We start from the raw sequence: 25,175 nt of genomic DNA, 5'->3' as shown, positions 1-25,175 counted from the left end.
TAGCTCTCAAGAAATGCGGACAATGACGTCGATTGATCATCCCGAGGTAGATCCGAAAGACGATCTATCGTTAACGCCGCCAAAGAAGTGGGCGGCTGGCGTGCCCGCCGTCGCGCATGCGATCGAGTACTCACTCTCGCAAACCTCGCCCAAGCGCACCGCGCTCACCCTGCTCAACCTCAACCAGGTCAACGGCATCGATTGCCCCGGTTGCGCATGGCCCGATCCCAAGCATCGGCACATGAATGAGTACTGCGAAAACGGCGCCAAGCACATCAACGACGAGGCAACGAGTCGCCGCGTGACCAGGGAGTTCTTCGCCGCGCACACCATCGACGAACTCGACACCAAAAGCGACTACTGGCTCAACCAACAGGGCCGCCTGACCGAGCCGATGGTCAAGCGCCCGGGCGCGACGCACTACGAGCCGATTGGCTGGGACGAAGCACTCGACCTCTTCGCCGCCACACTCAAGGACCTCGATTCCCCCGACGAGGCCCTGTTCTACACCTCGGGCCGCATCAATAACGAGGCCGCGTTCCTCCTGCAACTCTTCGCCCGCGCCTACGGCACCAACAACCTGCCCGACTGCTCGAACATGTGTCACGAGTCGAGCGGCTCGGCGTTGAGCGAGACGCTCGGCATCGGCAAGGGCAGCGTCTCGCTCGACGACATTTACGAGGCTGACCTGGTCTTCGTCGTCGGCCAGAACCCGGGAACCAACCACCCGCGCATGCTGTCGGCGCTGGAGGAAACTAAGCGCAACGGCGGCAAAGTCGTCGCGGTCAACCCGCTTCCCGAGGCCGGCTTGATCCGGTTCAAGAACCCGCAGAAGCCGCGCGGGGTGATCGGCCGTGGCACCCAAATCGCCGACTACTTCCTCAAGATCCGCCCCGGCGGCGACCTCGCGCTGTTCGGTCTGCTCAACAAACTGCTGCTCGAAGCCGAAGACGCCGCTCCCGGAACGGTTTTGGATCAGGAGTTCATCGCGAGCCAAACCAACGGCTTCGCCGACTTCGCGGCCCACATCCGCGAAATAACCTGGGAGCAAGCACTTTCCGCGACTGGACTGGATCGCGCGGAAATCGAGCAGGTGCTCGCCGAAGTCCTCAAGTCGAAGAAGATCATCGTCTGCTGGGCAATGGGTCTCACTCAGCACAAGCACGGCGTTCCCACCATCCGCGAAGTCGTGAATTTCCTTCTCCTGCGGGGCAATTTGGGTCGACCCGGCGCTGGCGTGTGCCCGGTGCGCGGTCACTCCAACGTCCAAGGCGACCGCACGATGGGCATCTGGGAACGCATGCCCGAGTCGTTCATGACCGCGCTCGGCAACGAGTTCGACTTCACCCCGCCCGCGCATCACGGCCTCGACGCTGTCGACTCCATCCGCGCGATGCGTGACGGCAAAGCGAAGGTATTCGTCGGTGTCGCAGGCAATTTCGCGCGCGCCACCCCCGACAGCGACGTCACCGAAGCCGCGCTGCGCAAGTGCGCGCTCACGGTGCAAATCTCAACGAAGCTCAATCGCTCGCACACCGTGACCGGCGAAACCGCGCTGATCCTGCCTACGCTCGGCCGCAGCGACCGCGACATCCAGGCCACGGGTGAGCAGTTCATCACCGTCGAAGATTCGATGAGCGAAGTGCACGCGTCGCGCGGTCGCCTTGATCCCGCTTCGCCGCACCTGCTGAGCGAAGTGGCGATCATCAGTCGACTCGCTGAGCGCGTGCTCGGGTACACGCCGGGGATGCCGTGGAAGGACTTCGAAGCCGACTACAACATCATCCGCGACCGCATCGCCCGCGTCGTCCCCGGTTTTGAGGATTTCAACACGCGCGTCGAACAGCCCGGCGGGTTGAAGCTGACGAACCCGGTGAACGAGGGCATCTACAACACGGCGAGCGGCAAAGCCGAGTTCACCCGCAACGAAGTGGCTGGCATCGAGGTGCCGCCCGGGTATCTGGTGTTGCAGTCGCTGCGGTCACACGACCAGTGGAACACCATCCCGTACGCCAACAACGACCGTTACCGTGGCATTCACAACGCCCGTCGCGTTGTGCTCATCAACCCCGATGACCTCGCCGAACGCGGTTTCGCCGACGGCGACACCGTCGACCTGGTGAGCATCTGGACCGACGGCACCGAGCGTCGCGCCGAACGGTTCACCACCGTCGCCTACCCGGCGAGCCGGGGTTCGGCGGCGGCGTATTACCCGGAAACGAACGTGCTCGTGCCCCTCGACAGCGTCGCCGACGTGAGCAATACGCCAACGTCGAAGGGCATCATCGTTCGACTGGAACCGGCGAGCTAGTGCGCGCGGGCAGCGTCACTGTGCCGCTGCCCGCCCAACCCGCGCGAACGCGCTACCGCCGACGGCGAGCACCGTCGGCACACTCAGCAGAGTTGGGATGTCGTCGACGACGGTCGGGTGACCGAAGAGTTCGGTGATCGCCTGCGGTGATGGCACGAAATCGGCTGTCTCCGTGGGTGTTTCGCGGCAGATATGCGCGCCGCCACCCACGCGCAGTTGCACATCGAAGTCGAATCCCGACTCGAGGATGTCGTCGCCAAGCCAGCCCTCGTCGCGGGCGATGCCGATCGCGTCGCTGATTACCGCGGCAGCGCGGGGCTGTTCGGCGCACAGGTACAGGTAACCGACGTGCGCGCCGACGGCATAGCCCGCGATCACCATTCCTTCTAGCAGTCGGAACGGATCCCGTTCCAGCACACCGTGATCCGCGACTGAGGTCGCCGAACCAGCATCAGCGTTCCCACAGATGTATTTGTCGCTCGCCGAACTGCTGGCAACGGTCTGCCAGATAATCGACGCGGGCAACCCGGTCCCCGCGTGCCCGCGCAACCCCGAGAGTTCGACCTCGGCTCGCACGCGGGTCGCCCCTAGCTCGAAGGCCCGCCGTAGTCCACGCTGTCCGCCTTGGCGGAGGTAATCTGCTACCGCGGATTCGCGCGGCACATTCACAGTGATCACGACGCTGATGCCTCCCGGCTATCCAGTGAACAGTTGCAGTGCCGCTTTCACGGCGTTGTAGAGCCCATACCCGAGCGGAATCCCGACGACGAGCCAGGAAATCGCGATGCGGGCGCGGTAATCGGTGGTGCCAGATGTGCTCATGTGTTCGGCCTTCCTTGTCGCACTTAGCTTTTCGCGGGAACGGGCGCGCCGTCGGCCGCATCGGCAACCGGCGTCGGCTCATGCCAACGCGCGGCGACGGGCCGAACGAGCAGGTTCGCGACGAAGCCAACAGCTAAGACGCCAACCATGATGAACAGCGCGGGCCGGTAATCCTTCGCGACGAGGTGGCCGGGATCGCCTTGGGCGTCGAGCACCCGGTTCACGATCAGCGGGCCGAGCACGCCCGCCGTTGACCATGCGGTGAGCAGTCGGCCGTGGATCGCGCCAACTTGGAACGTGCCGAACAGGTCACGCAAATACGCTGGGATAGTGGCGAATCCGCCACCGTAGAACGAAATGATGATCACACACAGAATGACGAAGATCGCCGTCGCCTTGCTGCCGACCGTCGCGAGCAGCAGGTAGGCGACCATGCCGACGCCCAGGTACATCATGTACGTGGGTTTGCGGCCAAGGTAGTCCGACGCGCTCGACCACCCGAAGCGGCCAGCCATATTGGCAAGGGACAGCAGACCGACGAATCCTGCCGCGACGGTCACGGTCACCGTTGTCGCCCCAGCGGGGTTACGGAAGAAGTCCTGAATCATGTCGGCGGCCTGTTCGAGAATGCCGATGCCCGCGGTCACGTTGCACAGCAACACAATCCACAACAGCCAGAACTGCGGCGTCTTGATCGCGTTCGCCGCCGACACGTTGGCGGTGGTGACCAACGGCTTCGCCGCGACGCTCGCCGGGTCGAAACCGTCAGGCTTCCAACCAGGTGCGGGCACCCGAACCGTGAAGACGCCGAGCATCATCACGAGGAAGTACACGATGCCAAGGGTGATAAACAATTTCGTGACGGCCGCACCGCCGGCGGCGGCACCACCGAAGTGCGCCAACAGCTGTCGCGACAGCGGCGCCGCGACCATCGCGCCGCCGCCGAAGCCCATGATGGCCATGCCGGTCGCCAGACCCGGCCGATCGGGGAACCACTTGATCAGCGTCGAGACTGGCGAAATGTAGCCGAGCCCAAGGCCGATGCCGCCGATGAAGCCGTACCCGAAATAGACGAGCCACAACTGGTTAGTCGCGATGCCAACTGCCGCGATCAAGAACCCCGACGACCAACAACAGGCCGAGGTAAACATGGTTTTTCGCGGCCCAACGCGGTCGACCCACGTCCCGAAAACCGCGGCGGAAACGCCAAGCATCACGATCGCGATCGAGAAGATCAGCCCGATGGCGGTCAGGCTGGAATCGAAATGCTTGACGAGTGCGTCTTTATAGACGCTTGTCGCATACACCTGCCCGATGCAGAGATGAATCGCCAGAGCGGCGGGCGGGATAAGCCATCGGCTGTAGCCGAGTGGAGCGATGGTGTGTTCCCGGTTGAGGAACGAGAGCGCAGGCATGCGAAAAAGCTAGGGCCGCCATGTGATCAACGTCAAAGTCGAATATTTGATGAGTTGATAATGACTCTTTATGAGCCGAGTTCCTCTAGCCGGATCGCGACCGCGCGTGCTAGCTGGCCTTCGATGTCGAGCTCGGCAACGGTGTCGACGAGCGCGGTGCCGAGCATTGATTGTGGCTCGCGACCTGCGAGAACAAGGCCAACGTGGAACGAGCGGCGCGGCTGCGGCAACGGGATAATTCGGGCGCCGTGCGGCACTTCGAAACTATGCAACCACGCGTGCGGGATGATGCTCGACAAGCCCATTGATTCCACATGAGCATAAATGGCCGACACTGTGTCTGTCTCTACCACCGGCACAACATGTGCGCCGACCTCGGCGAAACAGCCGTCGATGATGCGCCGATTCTGCATGACCGACCCAAGCAGACTTAGTGGGGCGCGGGCGGCATCGACCCAGGTCACGGTGTCGTAGTTGCCGAATTCGCCGTCGCGGGGCGTGAGGAAGAGGTACCGCTCGCGATAGAGCGGAACAACGCGAACGCGCCCGAGCGGGTCGCCGTCGACATACGTCATGCCGATATCGAGGTCGAAATCGTTGAGCCGCGTAGTGATCTCGCGCGACGACATCGAGTCAAGCGCGAACCGCACCATCGGGTGTCGCTCGTGCATTGGCGTGGTGACCATCGACGCAGCCGTCAGCGCCGTCGGAATGGCACCGATCCGCAAAACGCCGGTCAGCTCGCCGCGCATCGTCGACAGCTGCTGATGCATGCGGTCCTGCTCGGCAAGCATGCGCTGCGCCCACGCGAGCACCTCGACGCCTTCGGCGGTGAACCCGGCAAACCGTTGCCCACGCTGCACGATCTGCACACGGAGTTCGCTTTCGAGCTTGCTGATCCCGGCCGACAGCGCGGGCTGGGAAACGTGACACGCCTGCGCCGCCCGACCGAAATGCGCTTCGCGCGCGAGAGCGACCAGGTACTCCATCTGACGCGGCAGCATGTCGTCATAGATACACTGCCTTTTATGTCCGTGCGCACCCGTCAACCGCTCGTCCCCGGCACGATGTCGCCGATTCGGGACGTCCCGCGCTCCATCGAGCGTCCTGAATACGCGTGGAAGCCCACGGTCAACGAGGGCAAAGAACCGTGGGTGCAGACCCCGGAGACCATCGAGAAGATGCGCATCGCCGGTCGCATCGCCGCGCAGGCGTTGGCAGAGGCGGGCAAGGCCGTCGCGCCCGGTGTCACCACCGATGAGCTCGACCGGATCGCCCACGAATACATGCTTGACCACGGCGCTTACCCGTCGACGCTCGGGTACAAGGGCTTCCCGAAGTCGTGCTGCACGTCGCTCAACGAGGTGATTTGCCACGGCATCCCCGACTCGACCGTCATCGAAGACGGCGACATCGTCAACATCGACGTCACCGCCTACATCCACGGCGTCCACGGCGACACCAACAAAACCTTCCTCGCTGGCGATGTCGACGAGGAGGTGCGCCTGCTCGTCGAGCGCACCGAAGAGGCAACGAACCGGGCGATCAAGGCTGTCAAGCCGGGTCGCGCGTTGAACGTGATCGGTCGCGTCATCGAGGCGTACGCCAACCGGTTCGGCTATGGCGTCGTCCGCGACTTCACCGGCCACGGCGTTGGGCCAACCTTCCACAGCGGTCTGGTGATCCTGCATTACGACCAGCCGTCGATCGAGTCGGTGATCGAGCCGGGCATGACGTTCACGATCGAGCCCATGATCAACCTGGGCGGTATCGATTACGAGATTTGGGAAGACGACTGGACCGTCGTCACCAAGGACCGGAAGTGGACGGCGCAGTTCGAACACACGCTCGTGGTCACGGAGACGGGCGCGGAAATCCTGACCCTGCCGTGATGGGTGGCGCGCTTTGCGGGTTGGGCGCCGATCAGAACCACGGTCGTAGGTGCGCGACCCGTCGGTGCCTGCGAGCACCGAGTCGAGCGACGATTCGTTAACGGGAAGGGAATCGTTGTGGGGTGCCTCCGGGCAGATGCGCTGACGCTGGGGTGAGGGTTGTCGCCGGCCGACTTCCTCTAGGTGCGCTGGGTGGAGTGGGGGTTTTGTGGTGTGCGGCGGTGCGAGAGTGACGGCGGGAAGGGAATCATTGCGCCAACGCGATTTGGGGGTGCCCTGGGGCGAATGCGCTGAGGCTGGGGTGAGGGTTGTCGCGCCCGGCCGACTCCCTCTAGGTGCGCTGGGTGGAGTGGGGTTTTTGTGGTGTGCGGCGGTGCGAGGGTGACGGCGGGAAGGGAATCGTTGCGGCAACGCGATTTGGGGGTGCCTCCGGGCAGATGCGCTGACGCTGGGATGGGCATTGTCGCGCCCGGCTGGCTGACGCTAGGAGCAATGGGGTCGTTGTGGGTGCGAGGGTGACGGCGGTGGAAAGCGGCTTGCGAGGTGCGTTACTTGTTGCTGGCACCACCTCCGACGCGGGGAAAAGTGTTGTCGTAGCGGGCATTTGCCGGTTGTTGGCGCGGCGCGGGGTGCGGGTCGCGCCGTTCAAAGCGCAGAACATGTCGAACAATTCCGTGGTCACGCTCGATGGCGGGGAGATTGGGCGGGCACAAGCGTTGCAGGCGCGGGCGTGTGGGCTTGAGCCGAGCGTGCGATTCAATCCGGTCCTGCTCAAGCCGGGGAGTGATCGCCGGTCGCAGCTCGTGGTGCGTGGGCAGGCGATCGGAACTGTCGGGGCGCGTGACTATTTCATGCGTCGCCAGGAACTGCGTGAGGTGGTCGCTGCCGAATTAGCTTCGCTGCGTGCTGAATTCGATGTGGTGATCTGCGAGGGCGCTGGCTCGCCTGCTGAAATCAATTTGCGCCCAACCGATATCGCGAACATGGGGCTCGCGCGGGCGGCGTCGTTGCCGGTGCTTGTTGTTGGTGACATCGACCGTGGGGGAGTGCTCGCGCACCTGTTCGGCACCGTCGCGGTATTGGAACCCGAAGACCAGCAACTGATTTCGGGGTTCCTAATTAACAAGTTTCGCGGCGATGTGTCGCTGTTGCAGCCGGGGATCGACCAGTTGGCGGCGCTCACCGGTCGCCCGACGCTCGGGGTGCTCCCGTTCGCCGAAGACCTGTGGCTCGACGCCGAAGACTCGCTGGGTACCGTCGCGGGCAGCGCGGTAGGTCGCCCGGCCAGCCCGTACGGCAGCGAGTGGTTGACCGTCGCCGCGATCCGTCTCCCGCGCATCTCCAACTCGACCGACATCGAAGCGCTCGCGTGCGAACCGGGCGTGTCGGTGCGCTGGGCCGACAGCGCGCACCAACTCGACGCCGACGTGGTCGTTATCCCTGGCTCGAAGTCGACGGTCACCGACCTGGAGTGGTTGCGTAGCAAGGGAATTGACGCGTTGCTGCGTGAACGTGCGGCGCGGGGTCGCCCGATCCTTGGCATCTGCGGCGGCTACCAAATGCTTGGCGCGACGATCACGGACGAGGGGATTGAGTACGTGCCTTCGGACGCGGCTGCTGGTCGCCGCGTTGAGGTGCCGAGCGCAGGCGTCATCCGTGCTGCGGCGAGACCCGTCGAGTCGGGGCTTGCGGTGGATGGGCTACCAGCTCAGTCAGCGATGGGCGGTGGCACCGTGACACCAGCCGAGCGGAGCGCTGGATCTGGCGTGTCGACGATCGCGGGGCTCGGCCTGCTCGACCTCGACATCACCTTCGCGAACCCGAAGATCGCGCGGCAGGTCGCTGGTCAGCGGGGGCCAATCCCGTTGGGCGGGTACGAAATTCACCACGGGCGTGTCACGCGGTCGGGCGACAAAGCGTGGATCACGGTCGAGGGAGAGCCCGAAGGCAGTGTGCGCGAAGCGGTTTGGGGCACGCACGTGCATGGCGTGATGGAATCCGACGAGTTCCGTCGCGCCTGGCTCACCGAAGTCGCGGCAGCGGCAGGTCGCGGCGGGTTCGTTGTCCACCCGAGCACGTCGGTGGCGGAAGTCCGCGACGCCCAACTAGACCTCCTAGCCGACCTGATCGAAGCGAACGTCGACCTCGCGGCCCTGGAGTACCTCATCGCAACGGGCGCACCCGCAACCCTGCCAACGATCACCAGCCGCCTCAGCTAAGGCTGGCGACGTCGACCACACTCACCCCATCCAGCGACAACCATCACGATCCGGGCGTAGTGCGGGGAGCGGGGGTGGGTGGCAGCGATAACATCACCCAATGAATTCTCGGCGGATCACGGTTGGTGACCAGGCTTGGAACGTGCGGGTGGATGGGCCCGCTTCGCGGCACAACGTGCTGCTGCTACCCGATGCGGCCGACCCCGCCGATGTGTACGACAAGGTGTGCGCGCGCCTGCACGAATCCGACCTGCAAACCGTGGTGATCGAGCCCGGCGGCGACGAACTCACCCCGGCCGCGGTCCACGCGATCCTCGACGAACTCAACCTGCCGTACGCCAACGTCGCGGCCCAGGGCAGCGGCGCGGAACTCGCGTGGCAGCTGTGCTCGGGCCGGTTCGGGCGATTCTCTTCGCTCATCATCGCCGACCACGCGCACCCTGCCGTCCCCGCCGCCGACGGCACCGCCGCCGACCCAACCTGCGCGCCGCTGGAACTGCCGGTCACGATGCTGGTGACCCGCGACCTCGACCGCGCCCAAGCCGACGGGTCCGGCCGCTTCGTCTACGGCGAATTTCGGGTTGTCCCGCTCGATGTCGCCAACGTGGCAGCCGAAGCCGACAACGAGCTGGCAACCGAAATCGTCCTGCGCACCAGTCTGTGGTGAATTAGCCGCGCACCTCGGCGAGCCAGTCGAGCCACGCGTCCAATTCGCGGAAGACGTTGTCGCGCACCGGTTTTTGCGAGAGGAACGTGTCGTGGCGCGCACCGTCGATCGGCACGATGGTGATGCGGTCGCCGAGGCAGCCTGCCCACTTTTGAATCTGCTTCACGTCGAGAATCGCGTCGGCGCTATCGACGGCCGGGCTGTATTCGCGCGCGAATTTCGTTGCGCGCGAACGCAACACGAGCGCGGGCACGCCGATGTTGAGTCCCTGGTGCAGCCGCGCCTGGCCGCGTCGAACGGCACGCAACCAGCCAAGGCGAACCTTCTCGCCACCGAGCAGCTTCCAGTCGAGGTTGTAGTCCCACTCACCCGACCGCGTGTGATGCAGGCTGTCGCCGTAGGAGGTGCTGATGCCGGTCGGCAGCTCGGCGAACGGGCGCACTCGACCGAGGACGTTGATCACCGCGGTGCCGACCGTGCGGTAGTACGACGGGCCTTGCAGGTCAAGCCACGGGCTGTTGAGCACGAGCCCGGCGATCCCCGCCGCCGCGCTGCCGCCAGCCGCTTCAAGCCGGTCAAGCCACAGCGCCGCGACAAGTCCACCGGTCGAATGCGCGACGACCAGCACGTCCTGGCCGGTTTCCTCGCGTGCGATGCGCAGCGCTTCGTTGAGTTCGGCGTCGTAGAGCGCCAGGTCGCTCACGAAGTGCCCACTTTGGCCATCGCGGCGTGACCGGCCGGATTTGCGCAGGTCAAGAGCGTAGAAGCGGTGCCCGCGCGCGGCGAAATGCTCGGCGATGTGTTCCTGGAAGAAGTAATCGGTGAAGCCGTGCAGATAAAGCACCGTCGGCGCGGTTTGCGGCGCGGGATCGGCAGGCGCGTACTTCACGAGCGTGGCGACGACATCGCCGGACTCACCGTCGGGATCAGGTCCAAGCGGCAGAGTTCGCTGCTGATAATCGGGGCCGAGGTGGTCGATTTGCCACTGCGCGTCGGTGCGCGGTGCGTGGACGGACGTATCGTTGGTCACACTGCCCAATCTATCGCGACCTGCGAAGACCGTGCCTGGTTGGTTTACATCACATTCGGCGGTCCAGCTGCTGACCCCGTCGGGTTACAGGTGCACAATTGGTTTCAGGTGAACGGCGGGTAACCTACCTCCCGGCGAATCACCTGCGAGTCGCCGCAACACCAGAGCGCCCGCACCCATGCGACCTCACCCGCCGGTGGGTAGCTGAGAAGGACAAGGAAGTCGATCTACCCGTGCCGAACGCTGCGAAGATTGAAAAGACCGATGTAGTTCTGATCGGCGCTGGCATCATGAGCGCCACGCTTGGCACGCTGCTGCGTCAGCTAGAGCCCGACTGGTCCATCTCGGTGTTCGAGCGCCTCGACGCCGCCGCCGCTGAGAGCAGCGACCCGTGGAACAACGCGGGCACCGGCCACTCGGCGCTGTGCGAGCTCAACTACAGCCCGGCCAACGCCGACGGCTCGGTCGACGTGTCCAAGGCCGTCGACATCAACGAGCGCTTCCAGGTGTCGCGCCAGTTCTGGGCTTCGGCCGTCGACTCCGGCGTGCTGGAAAACCCGTCGACCTTCATCAACCCCATCCCGCACGTCAGCTTCGTGCACGGTGCCGACAACGTCGACTACCTGCGCAAGCGCTACGAAGCGCTCGCCCCGCACCCGCTGTTCCGCGGCATGGAATACATCGACAACCCCGATGAGTTCGCCGCTCGCCTGCCGCTGATGGCTCGTGGCCGCGACTTCAGCGACCCGATCGCGCTCAACTGGACCGACGGCGGCACCGACATCGACTTCGGTTCGCTCACCAAGCAGCTGCTCGCCTACATCGGTCAGTCCGGTGGCGAGATCGCGTTCGGCACCGAGGTCCGCGACCTGCGCAAGCAGGCCGACGGCAGCTGGAACGTCACCGTCCGCAACCTGCGGACGTACAAGTCGCGCGTGATTAACGCGAAGTTCGTCTTCGTCGGTGCAGGTGGTGGCGCGCTGCCGCTGCTGCAGAAGGCGGGCATCAAGGAAGCGAAGGGCTTCGGCGGCTTCCCGATCAGCGGCCAGTTCCTGCGCTCGACCAACCCCGAGCTCATCGCAGCCCACGACGCCAAGGTGTACGGCAAGGCCGCCGTTGGCGCGCCGCCGATGTCGGTGCCGCACCTCGACACCCGCGTCATCAACGGGCGCAAGGGCCTGCTGTTCGGCCCGTATGCGGGCTGGACGCCGAAGTTCCTCAAAGACGGCTCCAACGCCGACCTGTTCAAGTCGATCAAGCCGAACAACATCGGTTCGCTCGTCGGCGTCGGCCTCACCGAGCTTGGTCTGACCAAGTACCTCATCACCGAACTGCTCAAGTCGCAGAACGGCAAGGTCGGCGTGCTTGAAGAGTTCATGCCCAAGGCCGACGGCCGCGACTGGGAACTCATCACCGCAGGTCAGCGCGTGCAGGTCATCCGTCGCAAGGGTGCCGGTGGCGTGCTTGAGTTCGGCACCGCGGTCATCTCGGCCGAAGACGGCACCATCGCAGGCCTGCTCGGTGCTTCGCCGGGCGCGTCGACCTGTGTCACCGCGATGCTCGACGTGATGCAGCGCTGCTTCCCCAAGGAGTACGCGGGCTGGACGCCGCAGCTGCAGCAGCTCATCCCGTCGCTGGGGCAGAAGCTGTCGGAGAACCAGGCGCTATTCTCCGAAGTATGGGATTGGACCAACAAGTCGCTGGCGTTGACGGAAGCCTCATCGCTGGTTCAGGCGTAATTCTGCGGCAAAGCTCGGGTACCGATCTCTCGGTATCCGAGCTTTACGCTTTGCTTCGACTGCGCAGCGAGGTGTTCGTTGTCGAGCAAGAGTGCAATTACATCGATGCCGACGGCCTCGACCTGCTCGCCGACACCCAGCACCTGTGGTTGGAGCGCGACGGCGAGGTAATCGCCGCGTTGCGGTTGCTCGCTGAGCCCGATGAGGTACGCATTGGCCGCGTTTGCACGGCGCAGGCGGAGCGCGGACAGGGGCACATCGACCGCTTGATGAAGGCGGCATTGACCGAAATCGGTTCTGGCGCAGCACATTTGCACGCGCAGTCGTATTTGGTTGGCATGTACGGAAAGTACGGCTTCGTGGTGGACGGCCCAGAATTCGACGACGTCGGCATCCCGCACACGCCGATGCGCCGCGCCGGTACGCACCTGGACGATTGATCACCAGGCTCTCAGGTAAACAAACGTCGAGTAGAAAAATCCCTCAGAGCCTGGTGATCTTGATGGTTGGTCGGCATGGCTCGCGGTGAGCACGCTTTGGTGGCGGCAACGTGCGAGAAGGGTTCGCCATGAGAGCGTGGTGATCAGGTGTCCAGGTGGGATTACCCGGCGTGTTGGGCGTGTCGTCGTCGCCGTAAGGTGAGTGCGTGCCTGGTTTAGCTGATGTCGCTGGTCCGCAGGTTGCCGTCACGCCCAGTGAGGAGGCCGGATTTCCCTTCTCGGCTGTCGTCGGGCAGGAGCGACTGCAGCTCGCGCTGATCCTTTCCGCGGTGCATCCGGGGATCGGCGGCGTGCTGGTTCGCGGCGAGAAGGGCACGGCGAAGTCGACCGTGGTGCGCGCGCTCGCGCAGCTGCTGCCGCCGGTGGTCGACGAAAGTGGTGCGCGGCCCGCGCGACTTGTTGAGTTGCCGGTGGGCGCGACCGAAGACCGTGTGGTCGGTTCGCTCGATTTGGAGCGCGTCCTGCGTGATGGCGAGCAGGCGTTCAAGCCTGGTCTGCTCGCGGCGGCGCATCATGGCGTGCTTTACGTCGATGAGGTCAACTTGCTGCACGACCACCTCGTGGACGTGCTGCTCGACGCGGCTGCAATGGGCCGGGTGCACATCGAACGCGACGGGGTTTCGCACTCACATCCCGCGCGATTTGTCCTGGTTGGCACCATGAATCCCGAAGAAGGCGAGTTGCGTCCGCAGCTGCTTGACCGGTTTGGGTTGACCGTCGACGTTGTCGCTTCGCGCGACGTCGACGTGCGCATGTCGGTGGTCCGACGCAGGCTCGCCTACGAAGCCGACCCCGCCGCCTTCGCCGGTAAATACGCCGCCGCCGATCGTGACGTTGCCGAACAAATTCTCAACGCGCGCGACCGGCTCAGTTCAGTGCGACTCAGCACTTCCGAACTGCGCCGGATCGCCGCGCTGTGTGCCGCGTTTGACGTGGATGGGATGCGTGGCGACCTGGTCGTCGCGCGAACGGCCGCCGCGCATGCCGCGTGGCAGGGGCGCGACGCGGTCACCGAGGAAGACGTGCGAATCGCGGCTTCGTTGGCGTTGCCGCATCGGCGTCGACGTGACCCCTTCGACGAGCCGGGGATCAGCGACGATCAGTTGGATGAGGCGATGAAGGCGGCGGCGGATGCTGTTGCTGAGGCGGGGGATTCGGATGATGACCCCGATGATGATGGACCCGGTGGGGGGCAGCGCGGGGACGGACCGTCTGGGCCTGATGGTCCAGGTTCGCGGGACAGCGGGGGTGACAACGGCGGGCAGAACGGTTCCGACGATCGTGCGGGCAATGAACGCGACGCCGACCGAGATAGTGGGTCGCGAGACGAGGCCAATCGTGATGGGGCGCACGATGACTCGCTCCGCTCCGACAGTGGTGGGCGCGATGCCGACGCCGAGTCGGCGGATGGTCCGTCAGCCGACGGGCCTTCCGTCGACGGCTCCGACTCTGATGGGAACGAGACGTCTGCGCGGCAGGATCGGCCGGGCAAGCGTTCTGGCAGTGACGGCGACGGTGAAGGCGGCGCGGACGATGCCGCTACCTCCGGAAAGCCCTCTGGCACACCAGGTTCCGCGTCACCGCTCGCACGACTTCCCCGCTGGGAAGTACCCGGTATCGGTGAGGGAGCCCCTGGCCGCCGCTCACGCGCGCGCACTCGGTCCGGCCGGGTGGTCCGCCCGGATGCGGACCCAACAACCGGGCTTCACCTCCTCGGCACCGTATTCGCCGCTGCCCCAAAGCAATTCGAACGTGGTCGCCTGAGTGGTCCGCTCGCGCTGGCTGTCGAAGACCTGCGCGGCGCGTATCGCGAAGGGCGAGAAGGAAACCTGGTCGTCTTCGTCGTCGACACGTCCGGTTCGATGGCCGCGCGCGACCGCCTCACCGCCGTCACGGGCGCGATCGTGACGCTCCTGCGCGACGCATACCAGCGCCGCGACAAGGTGGCGGTGATCAGCGTGCGCGGCAGCGAAGCCGAATTGGTCCTTCCCCCAACCTCTTCGGTCGACATCGCCGTCCGCCGCCTCGCCGACCTCCGCACTGGCGGCAAAACCCCGCTCGCCGCCGGTTTAGTGAAGGCACGTGAGGTGATCGCCCGCGAACGCCTCCGCGACCCCCGCCGCCGCCCCATGTTGGTGCTGCTCACCGACGGTCGCGCGACCGGCGGTGTAAGCCCACTGGCCCGCGCCCGCACCGCAGCCCGCCGCTTAGCCGCCGACGGCAACACGGCAATGGTGATCGACTGCGAACGCGGCATGGTCCGCCTGGGTTTGGCGGCCGAATTCGCCAACGAACTCCGCGCTCGCTACGTGCAACTGACGGAGTTGACGGGCGAAACGGTCGCCGACGCGGTCCGCACCCGAACCCCGGACGGCCGCCCGCGCGCCGCGTGAGCGCGCTGGGTAGACGCTCGTTACGTGCGGCTGACGGAGTTGTCCGGTGAGACGGATCGATGTGGTCCGTTCCCGCACTCCGGACGGGTGCACGCGCGTCGCGTGAGTCCGGCTCGCGGGGCAGAATGCGCGGGCACTGCGCCAATGTGGTGCGGTGTCAGCGGACCGGTGCTGGGTATCCGCGCTCGCGTGGTCGTGGGTGTGCTGCGTAATCCACTTGTGGCAAGGCGCGGGTTAAGCCCCGTGATGTATATAGCGGCTTCGGGACTGCCACGAGGCCTGTGGCCAATCGCGTCGACCAGTCCCGCTACGGGTGGGGGAAAGCGCGCTTGGAATAATCACGCACAGTTCGTTGTGCGAGCGCAGCGGTTCCCTCTATTCAGGAGTACACGTGCCCAAAGGCGTTCCCGAAACTGTTCCCGCTGATGGGCTTACCACGCGGCAGCGGCGTAATCAGCCGGTGCTCGCGGTGCACACCGGGCCAGGCAAAGGGAAGTCGACGGCCGCGTTCGGGATGGCGTTGCGTGCCTGGAACCAAGGGTTCGACGTTGCCGTTTTCCAGTTCGTGAAAAGCGCCAAGTGGAAGGTCGGCGAGGAAGCCGCGTTCCGCACCCTCGGCACCCTGCATGACGAGACCGGGGTTGGCGGGGCGGTAGAGTGGCACAAGATGGGGGAGGGCTGGTCGTGGACGCGCAAACACGGCAGCGAGGAAGACCACGCTGCCGCCGGGCTCGCTGGCTGGCAGGAAATCGCGCGCCGGATCGGCGAAGAGCAGCACCGCTTCTACGTGCTCGACGAGTTCACCTACCCACTCAAGTGGGGCTGGGTCGACGTTGACGAGGTCGTGAAAACCCTCGTCGACCGGCCGGGCAACCAGCACGTCGTGATCACCGGCCGCGACGCACCGCAGGCCCTCATCGACGCCGCCGACCTGGTGACCGAGATGACGAAGGTGAAGCACCCGATGGACGCCGGTCGCAAGGGCCAGCGCGGCATCGAATGGTGAGTACTCCCGCTGTGGTGATCGCCGCGCCCGCGTCGGGCAGCGGCAAAACCACGTTGGCGACCGGGCTGGTTGGGGCGCTGCGCCGCGCCGGGCATGAAGTCGCCCCGTTCAAGGTGGGCCCCGACTACATCGACCCCGGTTACCACGGGCTCGCTGCTGGTCGCCCGGGCCGCAACTTGGACCCGGTGCTCGTCGGTGAAGAACGCGTTGTCCCGCTGTATCAGCATGGCACCGCGGGCTGCGATATCGCGATCGTCGAAGGGGTGATGGGACTCTTCGATGGACGAATCGACCCGAACCGTGCCGACGCCGTCGCGGAAGGATCGACGGCCCAAGTCGCGAGTTTGCTTGGCGCACCGGTGATTTTGGTGGTCGACGCACGCGGGCACTCCCAAAGTTTGGCCGCGCTGCTGCACGGTTTCGCGACGTTCGACTCCTCGGTGCGCCTCGGCGGCGTGATCCTCAACCGCGTTGGCAGCGAACGCCACGAGCAGGTGTTGCGTGCGGCGTGCGAGCGAGTGGGCTTGCCGGTCCTTGGCGCGCTGCCACGCATGGCCGAATTATCCGTCCCGTCAAGGCATTTGGGACTGATCCCCGCGGTTGAGCATGGTCGCGCGGCTGACGCTGCGGTGGCGGCGATGACGGAACTGGTCGCGACACACGTCGACCTCGCCGCCGTCGTCGCGCTCGCTGGCGGCGCTGTCCACGGCGCGGCATGGGACCCGCTGGCTGAGCTGGTCACGGCCACGGCTGGCACCCGGACCGACGCAAGCTACGCGGAATCTGCCCGCACTCACCGTGCGGCCGGGTCTGCCGACAACGACCCGGGTGCAAGTCGTGCGGCCGACTCTGCCGCCACCAACCTGAGCACAAGCCGCACGGCCGGGTCTGCCGCCCACCGGAGCACCGGTTCCGCATCTGAATACGCTGCAGCGCAGCAGAACACGACTCTCAGCACGCGCAGTGAACTCGCCGGAGCGCCCTCGATCCCGGCTCCGCACCGCCCCGCAGGTGCTCTCCCGATCATCGCCATCGCCGGCGGTCCCGCGTTCACCTTCGGGTATGCCGAACATCGTGAGTTGCTCGCTGCGGCCGGTGCCGAGATTGTCGTGTTCGATCCCCTCACCGACGAATTGCCAAGTGGCACTGCCGGATTGGTCCTTCCCGGCGGATTTCCCGAAGAGCATGCCGCGCAGCTGTCGGCGAACGAGAAACTCCGGATCGCCATCGCCGAAGGGGCCGCGCGTGGGTTGCCCATTCACGCCGAATGCGCGGGGCTGCTGTACCTCACGCGCTCCCTCGACGGACACGCGATGGCGGGCGTGATCGACGCCGACGCCGAGTTCGGCCCCCGCCTGACCCTCGGCTACCGCGACGCCGTTGCCCTCGCCGATTCAGTCCTGTGGGCGGCCGGTAGTCGAGTGCGCGGCCACGAATTCCACCGCACGCGCCTCACCAACACTGGCTCTGCGACCCCAGCATGGGGTTGGCGCACCGACGCCTCCGTCACCGAGGGTGCGATCCAGGGCAACGTCCACGCTTCCTACCTGCACACGCACCCGGCAGGAAACCCGGCCGCCATCGCCCGATTCGTCAGCGCGGCAGAGCGATTCGCCAACCAATGACGAAGCCGTCGGCGCGTTCCTTCTCGCCGCCGCCTCGCGCCGAGAGCGGTCCCCATCGCCCTTGCGACACGGCAAACCCGGCAATTGGGACACCGGCCGAAGCGCCGAGCACCCTGCTGCGATCGCGCGCCGCGATGCTGGCCCCGTCGGTGGAAGTGCCGAGCGACCAACCGCGACCGCGCGCGGCGACACCGGTGCCCTCATCGCCAACCGAAGCATCGAGCGACCAACCGTGCCCCTCAAGAACGGCTCACCCTTCCCCAGCCGACCACGGCACGAAAATCGTTGTCGGCGTGGGGGTTAGGCCCGGAACCTCACCCCTCCGCATCCTCTCCGCGATCACCGCCACTGTCGCCGAACCCATCGCGCTCCTCGCCACTCTCGACCAACGGCTAACGGAGCTGACCCCCGTGGCGCACCATCTCGGCGTAGAGCTCGTCACCTTCACCGCACGCCAACTCGCCGCCGTTGACGTGCCCACACCATCGCCAACGGTGGAAACGGCAACGGGCACGCCCAGTGTCGCCGAAGCCGCCGCGCTGCTCGCCAGTCGGGGAAACCTCGTGCGACGCAAGGCAATTGTTGACGGCATAGTGATCGCCACAGCGGCGAAATTAAATCAGTAGCGCACATCCCGCACCCCGTTCTACTGTTCTTCTCAGCAGCAACGCACGAACCGAATTCAGCCGGTTACCACTCTGGTTGGAGATGTCGCGGGTTCGAATCCCGCCCAGCACCAATGGTGTTGGTAGCTCAGTCTGGTAGAGCGCTACACGCCGGTTGAAACCACATGTTCGCACGTCACTGCGTTGGTTGAAGTGGACGGACCGAATTCGGTCGGTTATCTGGCGCACATAGGTTCGATTCCTGTAGCGGAAAGAAATTTCCGTCGGAGTGGGGAGCAATTTCCACTCATCTCCGATCGAAAACCCATGTCCGTCCACTCACCAACACCACACACATGTCAGCAAATGAAGGGGGAAGACGATGAGCATTTTCGCACGATTCACCGCGCGAGTAGCCGCGATGAAGGCACGCGAAAAGCAGCCGCCGACGCCCCCGGAAATCCGCAATAACGCAGGCGGTTTCACCTTCGCCGTCACGCCGGAAACCCGCGTGCGCCGCTTCCTCACCCTCGGCACCGAATCGGGCAGCTTCTACGTTTCCGCACCCGAACTTCGCAGGGAGAACGCCGAATTCATCGTCGCCTACGCCACGTCGAACACCGCCCAGCTCGTGCGCGAAATCGTCGACATCTCCACCGCCGGTCGCGCCCCGCGCCCGAACCCGGCGCTGTTCGCACTCGCGGCGGCGGCCTCGGTCGGCGACGTCGACGGTCGACGCGCGGCCCTCGCCGCGCTGAGCAAGGTCGCGCGCACGGGCACCCAGCTTTTCCTGTTCGTCGGCTACGCCAAGCAGTTTCGTGGGTGGGGTCGCGGGTTGAGCCGGGCCGTCGGCGACTGGTACCTCACCAAGTCGGTCGACGACCTCGCCTACCAGGTGCTCAAGTACCGGCAGCGCGAAGGCTGGACCCACCGTGACCTGCTGCGACTCGCCCACCCGGCAACCACCGACGACGAGCGCGGTCGCCTGTTCGACTGGATCTGTGGTCGCACGCCGGAGCTCACGGGCCTGCCGCTCGTCGGCGCGTTCGAGGAGGCGCAGTCCGTCCCGACAACGGCACTGCCAGCGTTGATTCGTCAGCACCGGCTGAGTTGGGAAATGCTGCCGACCGAGGCGCTCAACGACCCGACCGTGTGGGAAGCGTTGCTGGACAACGGCATTCCGCAGACCGCACTGCTTCGCCAGTTGCCGCGCCTCACCCGACTCGGCCTGCTCGACCCGCTCAACGCACGCACCAGCCAGGTATGCGCGCAGCTCATCGACCCCGCGCGCTTGCGTAAGGCGCGGGTGCACCCGGTCGCGGCGTTGATCGCGGCGCGCACGTACGCGGCGGGCCGGTCGACGCGGGGATCGAGCACCTGGACCCCATCGGCCCCGGTGGTCGACGCCCTCGACGCCGCGTTCTATCAGGCGTTCGAGAGCGTGGCGTCGAGCGGCAAGCGGCACCTGCTGGCGTTGGACGTGTCGGCGTCGATGACGCAGACCATCGGCGGGTTGGCGATCACCGCGCGTGAGGCTTCGGCCGCGCTCGCGTTGGTCACCGCGCGCACCGAGTCGCAGCACCAGATCGTTGGCTTCACGTCGCGGTCGCGCAGCGATGAAGGGTTGTCGCCGTTGGCTATCTCCCCACGTCAGCGGCTCGACGACGTGCTGCGAACGGTGTCGGGGCTGCCGTTCGGCGGCACCGACTGCGCGCTGCCGATCCTGCACGCCCTCGCGCACGATATCGACGTCGATGTGTTCTCGATCTACACCGACAACGAGACGTGGGCGGGCAGCATCCAGCCGCACGAGGCGCTCACGGCGTATCGAAAGGCGATCAACCCGCGTGCGAAGTTGGTTGTCGTTGGCATGACCGCGACGAACTTCAGCATCGCCGACCCCGACGACGCTGGCATGCTCGACGTCGCCGGTTTCGACGCGGCAGTCCCGACCTTGCTGTCGGACTTCGCCGCGGCGTGAAGAAAAAGAACCAGCCCGGTCTCTCGGAAGAGGCCGGGCTGGTTCTTGTCAGCGGAACATCGGAGTGTCCCCTCCGGTCCGCTTGGCTTTACTTCGCCGGCGGGGTGAACGGCTCGTTGATCGTGGTGAAGTACTGCGCGGCCGCGAAGATCGCGACGGGCGCGGTCACGAACAGCTGACCGGCGATCACGCCGAGGAAGCCGACGGCCGCCATGCCACCGATGCAGCCGACGACGGCGGCGGGCAGGAACGGACCGAACAGGCCAACGATGGTCGCCGCGGCAACGCCGGCACCGGCGATACCACCGAGCACGCAACCGACGGCCGCGCCACCGATGCCACCGGCGAGCGCGCCGATGGTGGCACCCGCGCTGATGGTCGACGTCATGCGGCTCCACGCGGCCTGCTCACGCTCGTACGGCGTCTTCCACGGCGCCGACTCCTGGAACGGCATCGCGACGGGCTTGTAGACAGCCTTGGTGATGTCGAACTGCGGGGTAAGCACGGCGTGGTTGCCGGTGATCGCGGCGGCGATCGGGAAGACGAAATCGTCGACGCGGAACGACAAGTCGGCGCCCGCGACCACGGTGCCGTCGGCAGCCTTGATCTTGAAAACGCCGTCTTCGTTGACCAGCGAACCAGCGTCGGTGTCGATGATCGTCGAGGTCTCATTCGCGCTCGCGGTGTAGTTCACGACGCCCGAATCGGCGGCGGGCGAGGGTGCGGCGTTGACGGTTCCTGCGGTGACGCCAACGGCGGCGACAAGCATGGCCGAAACGGCGGCGAACTTCTTCAGCTTCATGATGGGTTGTTCATCTTTCGGTGGTTTCACGCAGTGGGTTAAGCGGGAACGACACCATGGAAAACCCGTTATGTGAATGACACATGAATGCGGATTTACCGAATTAGCTAAGCGGTTGCTGAGAAGCGATAAGCGAATCCTTGGGTAAGCGATATCGAATTGGTAGAAACCGTTGTGCGGCAATCGCTATTTGGTAACTACACGCTTGTAATCTGCGGTTATAGCTGATCTTGATAGCGATAAATGTGATCCTGATCGCACTCCCCGCGAAAACAAAGCGCTCCCACGACCTCGTTGTCGCGGGAGCGCCGTTTTCTTCGCCGAGATTAGCTGCGTTCGCCCCCGTCAGGGGGCTACTGCCGCCCAATCAGCGAAACCTGTGGGGTCGTGACGACCCATTGACGCGTGCTCGAAAAGGCCCCAACCCTGTTTGTCACCGCAGCGCGCGAAACCAATGTGGTCGATCACGCCGTACGGAACTCGCGCGGCGATCGCCGGGTCGGTGAGGTCGTAGCCGCTCGACAGCGACCAGTCGCGGCCCATCCAGCGACCGTGCGTCCAATCGGGGTCGGGACCGTAACCGCAACCCACATGCAGCGCGATCCCCGGTCGGGACTCGATTTCCACCTCAAGCGGCTTGCCGTCGGGGGTGGTCATGTCCAGCCGCACCGAGCGGGGGTGTCGGGTGCCTGGCTCATATGTCCAGGTCATGCGCGGCCAACCAAGCTGTTCCTTGCGACCGTCACCGAAGATGCGGACCGCGTTGTTGAGCGTGCGGGTGCCGTCGGGCTCTTCCTGCACGATCACCACGATCGAGAAGTCGTCGAACCGCAGCGGCGCGTAAAGCCACCAAAACCCGCCGAGTCCACCTTCGGGCGGACGGCCAGCAGGCTCAGGCTCACCCGACGGTCGGATGCCCCACGAACGGTCGCGGCTGCCCGTCCACGTCGCCGGATCGACGACGTAGTCGCGCCCGTCGACCGCCAAAGTGCCTGCCCACGAACCTAATTGGGCGAACCGCGACGCTTCGATAATCGGGCGCGTCCCCGACAGGATGAGGTGCGGCTGCTCCTGGACGGCAGGGAAGGCGCCGGTCCAGGTGAGGTCGAACGACAGGTCGTCGTGCTCGCACACCACCCGCAACTTGTGCAGCGGCTCGATCACCTCGATGCGATACCCGCCGACGGCCGTCGTGAGGTCACGCGAGGTGAGCGCGTCCGAAAACCGCACGCTCCGTTGCGAATTCCCATGCCGCACGGTCGCGAACGCGTCAACGACGCCAAGGTTCGGGTAAATTCCGAAACCGGTGACGAGCATCGTGTCGTCGGCGGGGTCAAACGCGTTGAAGTAGTAGCGGTCGTAGAAATTGCGGTCGCTCGTCGCTACCCGGGCCAGCGAAAGCGGACTTTGATGCACCGGATATTCATCGAGCGGCACCGGCATAATCGCGTTCATCGCCTAATTCCTCAGTCCCACTCATACGTTCCGTCGAGCAACGCGGACAAACTCGCGCGATGCATGACGTAATCGTCAAGGTCGTCGGGCACGGTGTCTTCGCCGAAATGAATCATGCGTCGCTTCACGCGAGCCATCACGATCGCGTGGCGCACGGCCGCGTAGATGATGAAGAAGTCGAGGTTGGCGACGGTGTGACCGCTTAGTCGCTCATAGGTGGCGACAACGTCGTCGCGCCGCAGGTAATCGGGCAGCCCAGGCTGATCGAAACGGGTCGCGATGTCCTGGAAGAAGCGGTGGATGAAGATGATCCAGCCGAGGTCAAGCTCACGCGGACCGAGCGCCGCCATCTCCCAATCGAGCACGGCGACCGGGGTGAACCCGTCGTAAAGGATATTGCCGGGACGGGCATCGCCCCAGTTCAAGACGTCCGCGCCGGGATTGGTCGGCCAGTTTGCTTCCAGCCACGCGAACCCGCGTTCGATGAGCGGAATCTCGATCCCGTCGTCGGTGAGCGCCCAGCGGTACCAGTCGCGTTGGGCGTCGAAGTGACGACGCAACGCGCTGCCTTCGCCGTCGAGTTCCGGAAAACGTTGCGGCGCATCGTCAATCGCGTGGATGCGCGCGATCATGTCGACCGCACCGTCGGCGACAAGGGCGCGTTCGGTGGCGGTGGCGTCGAAAAGCCAACCGAAAAACACGTACGGCGGATTGTCGGTTGGCGCGCGCCCGTCGACTCGGTCCATGACGAAAAACGGGCTGCCGAAAACGGATTCGTCTGTTTCCAGCCAGCGCAGCGCGGGCACCGGCACATCGGACGCCGCCGCGACCCCCGACATCACCGCGTACTGCAACGGCAGATCGTAAGCCTGAAAGATCGGGAAGGAGCCGTCTTCGGGAGCCATCCGCAGCACGAACGAGCCCGATTCGCGCACCCCGTCGACCGACCAGGTCGCGTCGAAAAGGATGGTGGTGCTCGACATCCCGCCAGCGCTCGGCTTGCTCAGCTCGCTGACCGTCGCCTCAGCCCCGACCCGCGCGCTCAGCCACGTCGCCAAGCGCTCGCCCAGCTCGTCAACATCCCGCTCAGTGACGGTCAGCGAATGCCGCGCGGACAGGTCCGGGTCATCGGTCATAGACGGCTACCTCAATCAAAAGTGAAACACGTTCACTATGGGACTACCGCACCGAAAGCTGGAATGTAAGAGCGCTGCCGGTGAGTGAGATTGAGGGTTGACAATGCGGCGATCCCGCTCAGCCGATGGTTATGGCGTCGAGTCGGACCCGCAGGAAGTCCGCCGACACCACCGGCGGGCCCTGGGCAACCACCCCGATCGGCGGGGCGAGCGGGGTCACGACCGCATCGTGGTCGAGCTCGTAGAAATAGATCAGCGAGACCAGGTCTTCCTCGGGCGCGTCCGGGTGCGGCGGCAGCACGCGGTGACGGCCCGACGGCCAGCGTTCCCCACTCCAATAGGCAAGCAGGTCACCGATATTCACGGTGAGCGCGTCGGGGTCGTAGGGTGCGTCGGCCCACCCTTCGGCCTCGGTGAAAACCTGGAGACCGCCCGCGCCCGGTTCGCGGTCAAGCACGGTGACGGTGCCGAAATCGGTGTGCGGACCGATGCGGAACTGGCCCGGCTCGGGCGCGCCGGTGACCGTCATCGCCGGATAGTGGTTGATGTTGCAGGTCCACGTGGGACGGGCGGCCAAATCGCGGAACGGGTTCGCGGGAAGGCCAAGCGCGCTGGCGAACAGGGCAAGCAACTCGTCCGACACCGCGCGCATGGCGGCGGTGTATTCGGTCATTAGGTCGCGCAATTCGGTGACCTCGCTCGGCCACACGTTCGGCAGGAACCACTCGGCATCGACGGCCGCGTCGCCGGTGGTTGTCTCGGCGCCGACGGCGAAGGTTTCCTTCAGATCGGGCGGGGTTTCGGTGCCTTCGGCGTACCCGTTGGCCTCCCTACCTGGTCCGATCCAGCCCCGACCACCGACGGTCACCGCGTACTTTTCCTTCACCTCATCAGGTAGCGCGAAGAATCGGCGTGCCGCGGCACGGACCGCCTTCGGCAGCTCGGGGTCGACACCGTGCCCGCGCACGAGCAGAAAGCCAGCTCGTTGCAAGCCCTCGTCGACAGCTCGCTCGACCTCGGCCGCGTCGCCCGCGCGCCACGCGGCGAGGTCGATGGTCGCGATTGCCTCGCTCATGCGCGTTCTCCCGTCCAGCCAATGTCCTCGAACCACAGGTCGGGACGATCGGCGATGAAAGTGGTCATCAGGTCGACGCAACGGGCGTCGTCAAGCAGGACGACGTTGACGCCGTGTTCGGCGAGCCAATCGTGGCCGCCGGTGAAGGTCTGCGATTCGCCGATAATGACTGTGCCAATACCGAATTGGCGAACAAGGCCGCTGCAATACCAGCACGGCGACAGCGTGGTGACCATGATGGTCTCTCGATAGTCGCGGCGACGACCAGCCGCGCGGAACGCGTCGGTTTCGGCGTGCACGCTGGGGTCATCGTTTTGGACGCGACGGTTGTGGCCACTGCCGAGCAGGGTGCCGTCGGCGTCGAAGAGGGCAGCGCCGATCGGCACGCCGCCTTCGGCAAGTCCGCGCACCGCCTCGGCGTAGGCCACGTCAAGAAGCTCATCCGGCTTGGTCATAGGTCAACGATGCGGTGCCCAAGTGCGCGCGGCAACGTACATTTCGT

21 protein-coding genes are annotated in these 25,175 nt (G+C 65.4%); 11 read left to right on the top strand and 10 right to left on the bottom strand.

Annotated elements, in window-relative coordinates:
* Positions 1-22 precede the first annotated feature (22 nt).
* Positions 23-2,311, top strand: coding sequence for an FdhF/YdeP family oxidoreductase (locus IEX78_RS06185; RefSeq protein WP_188827801.1), 2,289 nt, complete (start codon positions 23-25; stop codon positions 2,309-2,311).
* A gap of 15 nt (positions 2,312-2,326) precedes the next feature.
* Here the strand turns inward: IEX78_RS06185 and IEX78_RS06180 are convergent, their stop codons facing one another.
* The 4 genes from IEX78_RS06180 to IEX78_RS06170 all read right to left on the bottom strand — a co-directional run bounded on the left by IEX78_RS06180 (position 2,327) and on the right by IEX78_RS06170 (position 5,552).
* A complete protein-coding gene (locus IEX78_RS06180; RefSeq protein WP_188827800.1) occupies positions 2,327-2,887 on the bottom strand; it encodes a hypothetical protein in 561 nt (186 codons plus the stop codon).
* Between the two features lie 120 nt (positions 2,888-3,007).
* Positions 3,008-3,133 (bottom strand): MFS transporter small subunit, encoded by a 126-nt coding sequence (locus IEX78_RS24500; protein ID WP_268240877.1) that lies wholly within the window; start codon positions 3,131-3,133, stop codon positions 3,008-3,010.
* Positions 3,134-3,156: 23 nt separating this feature from the next.
* Positions 3,157-4,548 carry an OFA family MFS transporter gene (locus IEX78_RS06175; RefSeq protein ID WP_188827799.1) on the bottom strand — a complete coding sequence of 464 codons (1,392 nt, stop codon included), beginning with the start codon at positions 4,546-4,548 and terminating at the stop codon, positions 3,157-3,159.
* Between the two features lie 68 nt (positions 4,549-4,616).
* On the bottom strand, positions 4,617-5,552 hold the full coding sequence (locus IEX78_RS06170; RefSeq protein WP_188827798.1) for a LysR family transcriptional regulator: 936 nt from the start codon (positions 5,550-5,552) through the stop codon (positions 4,617-4,619).
* Positions 5,553-5,576: 24 nt separating this feature from the next.
* On the opposite strand from IEX78_RS06170, the gene map reads away from it, so the two are divergent.
* From map to IEX78_RS06155, 3 genes are all read left to right on the top strand, one after another.
* Positions 5,577-6,440: a type I methionyl aminopeptidase gene (map, locus tag IEX78_RS06165; protein ID WP_188827797.1), complete on the top strand. Its 864-nt coding sequence runs from the start codon at positions 5,577-5,579 to the stop codon at positions 6,438-6,440.
* 536 nt (positions 6,441-6,976) lie between these two features.
* The gene (locus tag IEX78_RS24120; protein WP_229683797.1) at positions 6,977-8,659 is read left to right on the top strand and encodes a cobyric acid synthase; all 1,683 of its coding nucleotides are present in this window, start codon (positions 6,977-6,979) and stop codon (positions 8,657-8,659) included.
* Between the two features lie 100 nt (positions 8,660-8,759).
* The gene (locus IEX78_RS06155; protein ID WP_188827796.1) at positions 8,760-9,326 is read left to right on the top strand and encodes an alpha/beta hydrolase; all 567 of its coding nucleotides are present in this window, start codon (positions 8,760-8,762) and stop codon (positions 9,324-9,326) included.
* A 1-nt stretch (position 9,327) separates the two neighbouring features.
* On the opposite strand, the gene IEX78_RS06150 is transcribed toward IEX78_RS06155, so the two are convergent.
* Positions 9,328-10,356: an alpha/beta hydrolase gene (locus IEX78_RS06150; RefSeq protein ID WP_188827795.1), complete on the bottom strand. Its 1,029-nt coding sequence runs from the start codon at positions 10,354-10,356 to the stop codon at positions 9,328-9,330.
* A 233-nt stretch (positions 10,357-10,589) separates the two neighbouring features.
* Here IEX78_RS06150 and mqo point away from each other — a divergent pair, with 233 nt between their 5' ends.
* The 7 genes from mqo (at position 10,590) to IEX78_RS06115 (ending at position 20,205) form a co-directional block, all read left to right on the top strand.
* The gene (gene mqo / locus IEX78_RS06145; RefSeq protein WP_188827794.1) at positions 10,590-12,095 is read left to right on the top strand and encodes a malate dehydrogenase (quinone); all 1,506 of its coding nucleotides are present in this window, start codon (positions 10,590-10,592) and stop codon (positions 12,093-12,095) included.
* Positions 12,035-12,535 carry a GNAT family N-acetyltransferase gene (locus IEX78_RS06140; RefSeq protein ID WP_188827793.1) on the top strand — a complete coding sequence of 167 codons (501 nt, stop codon included), beginning with the start codon at positions 12,035-12,037 and terminating at the stop codon, positions 12,533-12,535. Before mqo ends, IEX78_RS06140 begins: the two co-directional genes overlap by 61 nt.
* Before the next feature lie 206 nt (positions 12,536-12,741).
* Complete coding sequence (locus IEX78_RS06135; RefSeq protein ID WP_188827792.1) at positions 12,742-14,988, top strand: VWA domain-containing protein; 2,247 nt, start codon at positions 12,742-12,744, stop codon at positions 14,986-14,988.
* Between the two features lie 391 nt (positions 14,989-15,379).
* Complete coding sequence (cobO, locus tag IEX78_RS06130) at positions 15,380-15,994, top strand: cob(I)yrinic acid a,c-diamide adenosyltransferase (RefSeq protein WP_188827791.1); 615 nt, start codon at positions 15,380-15,382, stop codon at positions 15,992-15,994.
* Positions 15,988-17,619: a cobyrinic acid a,c-diamide synthase CobB gene (locus IEX78_RS06125; protein WP_188827790.1), complete on the top strand. Its 1,632-nt coding sequence runs from the start codon at positions 15,988-15,990 to the stop codon at positions 17,617-17,619. The genes cobO and IEX78_RS06125 overlap by 7 nt, the downstream gene beginning before the upstream one ends.
* A 293-nt stretch (positions 17,620-17,912) precedes the next feature.
* Positions 17,913-18,245: a cobalamin biosynthesis protein gene (locus IEX78_RS24115; RefSeq protein WP_229683736.1), complete on the top strand. Its 333-nt coding sequence runs from the start codon at positions 17,913-17,915 to the stop codon at positions 18,243-18,245.
* A gap of 361 nt (positions 18,246-18,606) precedes the next feature.
* Positions 18,607-20,205 (top strand): TROVE domain-containing protein, encoded by a 1,599-nt coding sequence (locus IEX78_RS06115; RefSeq protein WP_308426511.1) that lies wholly within the window; start codon positions 18,607-18,609, stop codon positions 20,203-20,205.
* Between the two features lie 88 nt (positions 20,206-20,293).
* Here the strand turns inward: IEX78_RS06115 and IEX78_RS06110 are convergent, their stop codons facing one another.
* The 5 genes from IEX78_RS06110 to IEX78_RS06090 all read right to left on the bottom strand — a co-directional run bounded on the left by IEX78_RS06110 (position 20,294) and on the right by IEX78_RS06090 (position 25,128).
* Positions 20,294-21,007 (bottom strand): DUF8020 domain-containing protein, encoded by a 714-nt coding sequence (locus tag IEX78_RS06110; RefSeq protein WP_188827788.1) that lies wholly within the window; start codon positions 21,005-21,007, stop codon positions 20,294-20,296.
* Positions 21,008-21,352: 345 nt separating this feature from the next.
* Positions 21,353-22,462 carry an Rv3169 family protein gene (locus tag IEX78_RS06105; protein ID WP_188827787.1) on the bottom strand — a complete coding sequence of 370 codons (1,110 nt, stop codon included), beginning with the start codon at positions 22,460-22,462 and terminating at the stop codon, positions 21,353-21,355.
* A gap of 11 nt (positions 22,463-22,473) precedes the next feature.
* Positions 22,474-23,598 carry a phosphotransferase family protein gene (locus IEX78_RS06100; RefSeq protein ID WP_188827786.1) on the bottom strand — a complete coding sequence of 375 codons (1,125 nt, stop codon included), beginning with the start codon at positions 23,596-23,598 and terminating at the stop codon, positions 22,474-22,476.
* 118 nt (positions 23,599-23,716) lie between these two features.
* Entirely contained in the window at positions 23,717-24,673 is a 957-nt protein-coding gene (locus IEX78_RS06095) for an isopenicillin N synthase family dioxygenase (protein ID WP_188827785.1), read from the bottom strand.
* On the bottom strand, positions 24,670-25,128 hold the full coding sequence (locus tag IEX78_RS06090) for a nucleoside deaminase (RefSeq protein ID WP_188827784.1): 459 nt from the start codon (positions 25,126-25,128) through the stop codon (positions 24,670-24,672). The genes IEX78_RS06095 and IEX78_RS06090 overlap by 4 nt, the downstream gene beginning before the upstream one ends.
* Positions 25,129-25,175: the final 47 nt, after the last annotated feature.

The organism is Nocardia camponoti, assembly GCF_014646135.1.
Taxonomy (GTDB): Bacteria; Actinomycetota; Actinomycetes; order Mycobacteriales; family Mycobacteriaceae; genus Nocardia; species Nocardia camponoti.
The sequence above is the reverse complement of the archived record's forward strand: the minus strand, read 5'-3'. Positions and strand labels throughout refer to the sequence as shown.

Excerpts from the sequence above, each read along its gene's own strand:
- IEX78_RS06185 (WP_188827801.1), top strand. The coding sequence starts at position 23 with ATGACGTCGATTGATCATCCCGAGGTAGATCCGAAAGACGATCTATCG.
- IEX78_RS24500 (WP_268240877.1), bottom strand. The coding sequence starts at position 3,133 with ATGAGCACATCTGGCACCACCGATTACCGCGCCCGCATCGCGATTTCC.
- IEX78_RS06175 (WP_188827799.1), bottom strand. The coding sequence starts at position 4,548 with ATGCCTGCGCTCTCGTTCCTCAACCGGGAACACACCATCGCTCCACTC.
- IEX78_RS06170 (WP_188827798.1), bottom strand. The coding sequence starts at position 5,552 with ATGCTGCCGCGTCAGATGGAGTACCTGGTCGCTCTCGCGCGCGAAGCG.
- map (WP_188827797.1), top strand. The coding sequence starts at position 5,577 with ATGTCCGTGCGCACCCGTCAACCGCTCGTCCCCGGCACGATGTCGCCG.
- IEX78_RS06155 (WP_188827796.1), top strand. The coding sequence starts at position 8,760 with ATGAATTCTCGGCGGATCACGGTTGGTGACCAGGCTTGGAACGTGCGG.
- IEX78_RS06140 (WP_188827793.1), top strand. The coding sequence starts at position 12,035 with ATGGGATTGGACCAACAAGTCGCTGGCGTTGACGGAAGCCTCATCGCT.
- IEX78_RS06125 (WP_188827790.1), top strand. The coding sequence starts at position 15,988 with ATGGTGAGTACTCCCGCTGTGGTGATCGCCGCGCCCGCGTCGGGCAGC.
- IEX78_RS06115 (WP_308426511.1), top strand. The coding sequence starts at position 18,607 with ATGAGCATTTTCGCACGATTCACCGCGCGAGTAGCCGCGATGAAGGCA.
- IEX78_RS06110 (WP_188827788.1), bottom strand. The coding sequence starts at position 21,007 with ATGAAGCTGAAGAAGTTCGCCGCCGTTTCGGCCATGCTTGTCGCCGCC.
- IEX78_RS06105 (WP_188827787.1), bottom strand. The coding sequence starts at position 22,462 with ATGAACGCGATTATGCCGGTGCCGCTCGATGAATATCCGGTGCATCAA.
- IEX78_RS06100 (WP_188827786.1), bottom strand. The coding sequence starts at position 23,598 with ATGACCGATGACCCGGACCTGTCCGCGCGGCATTCGCTGACCGTCACT.
- IEX78_RS06095 (WP_188827785.1), bottom strand. The coding sequence starts at position 24,673 with ATGAGCGAGGCAATCGCGACCATCGACCTCGCCGCGTGGCGCGCGGGC.
- IEX78_RS06090 (WP_188827784.1), bottom strand. The coding sequence starts at position 25,128 with ATGACCAAGCCGGATGAGCTTCTTGACGTGGCCTACGCCGAGGCGGTG.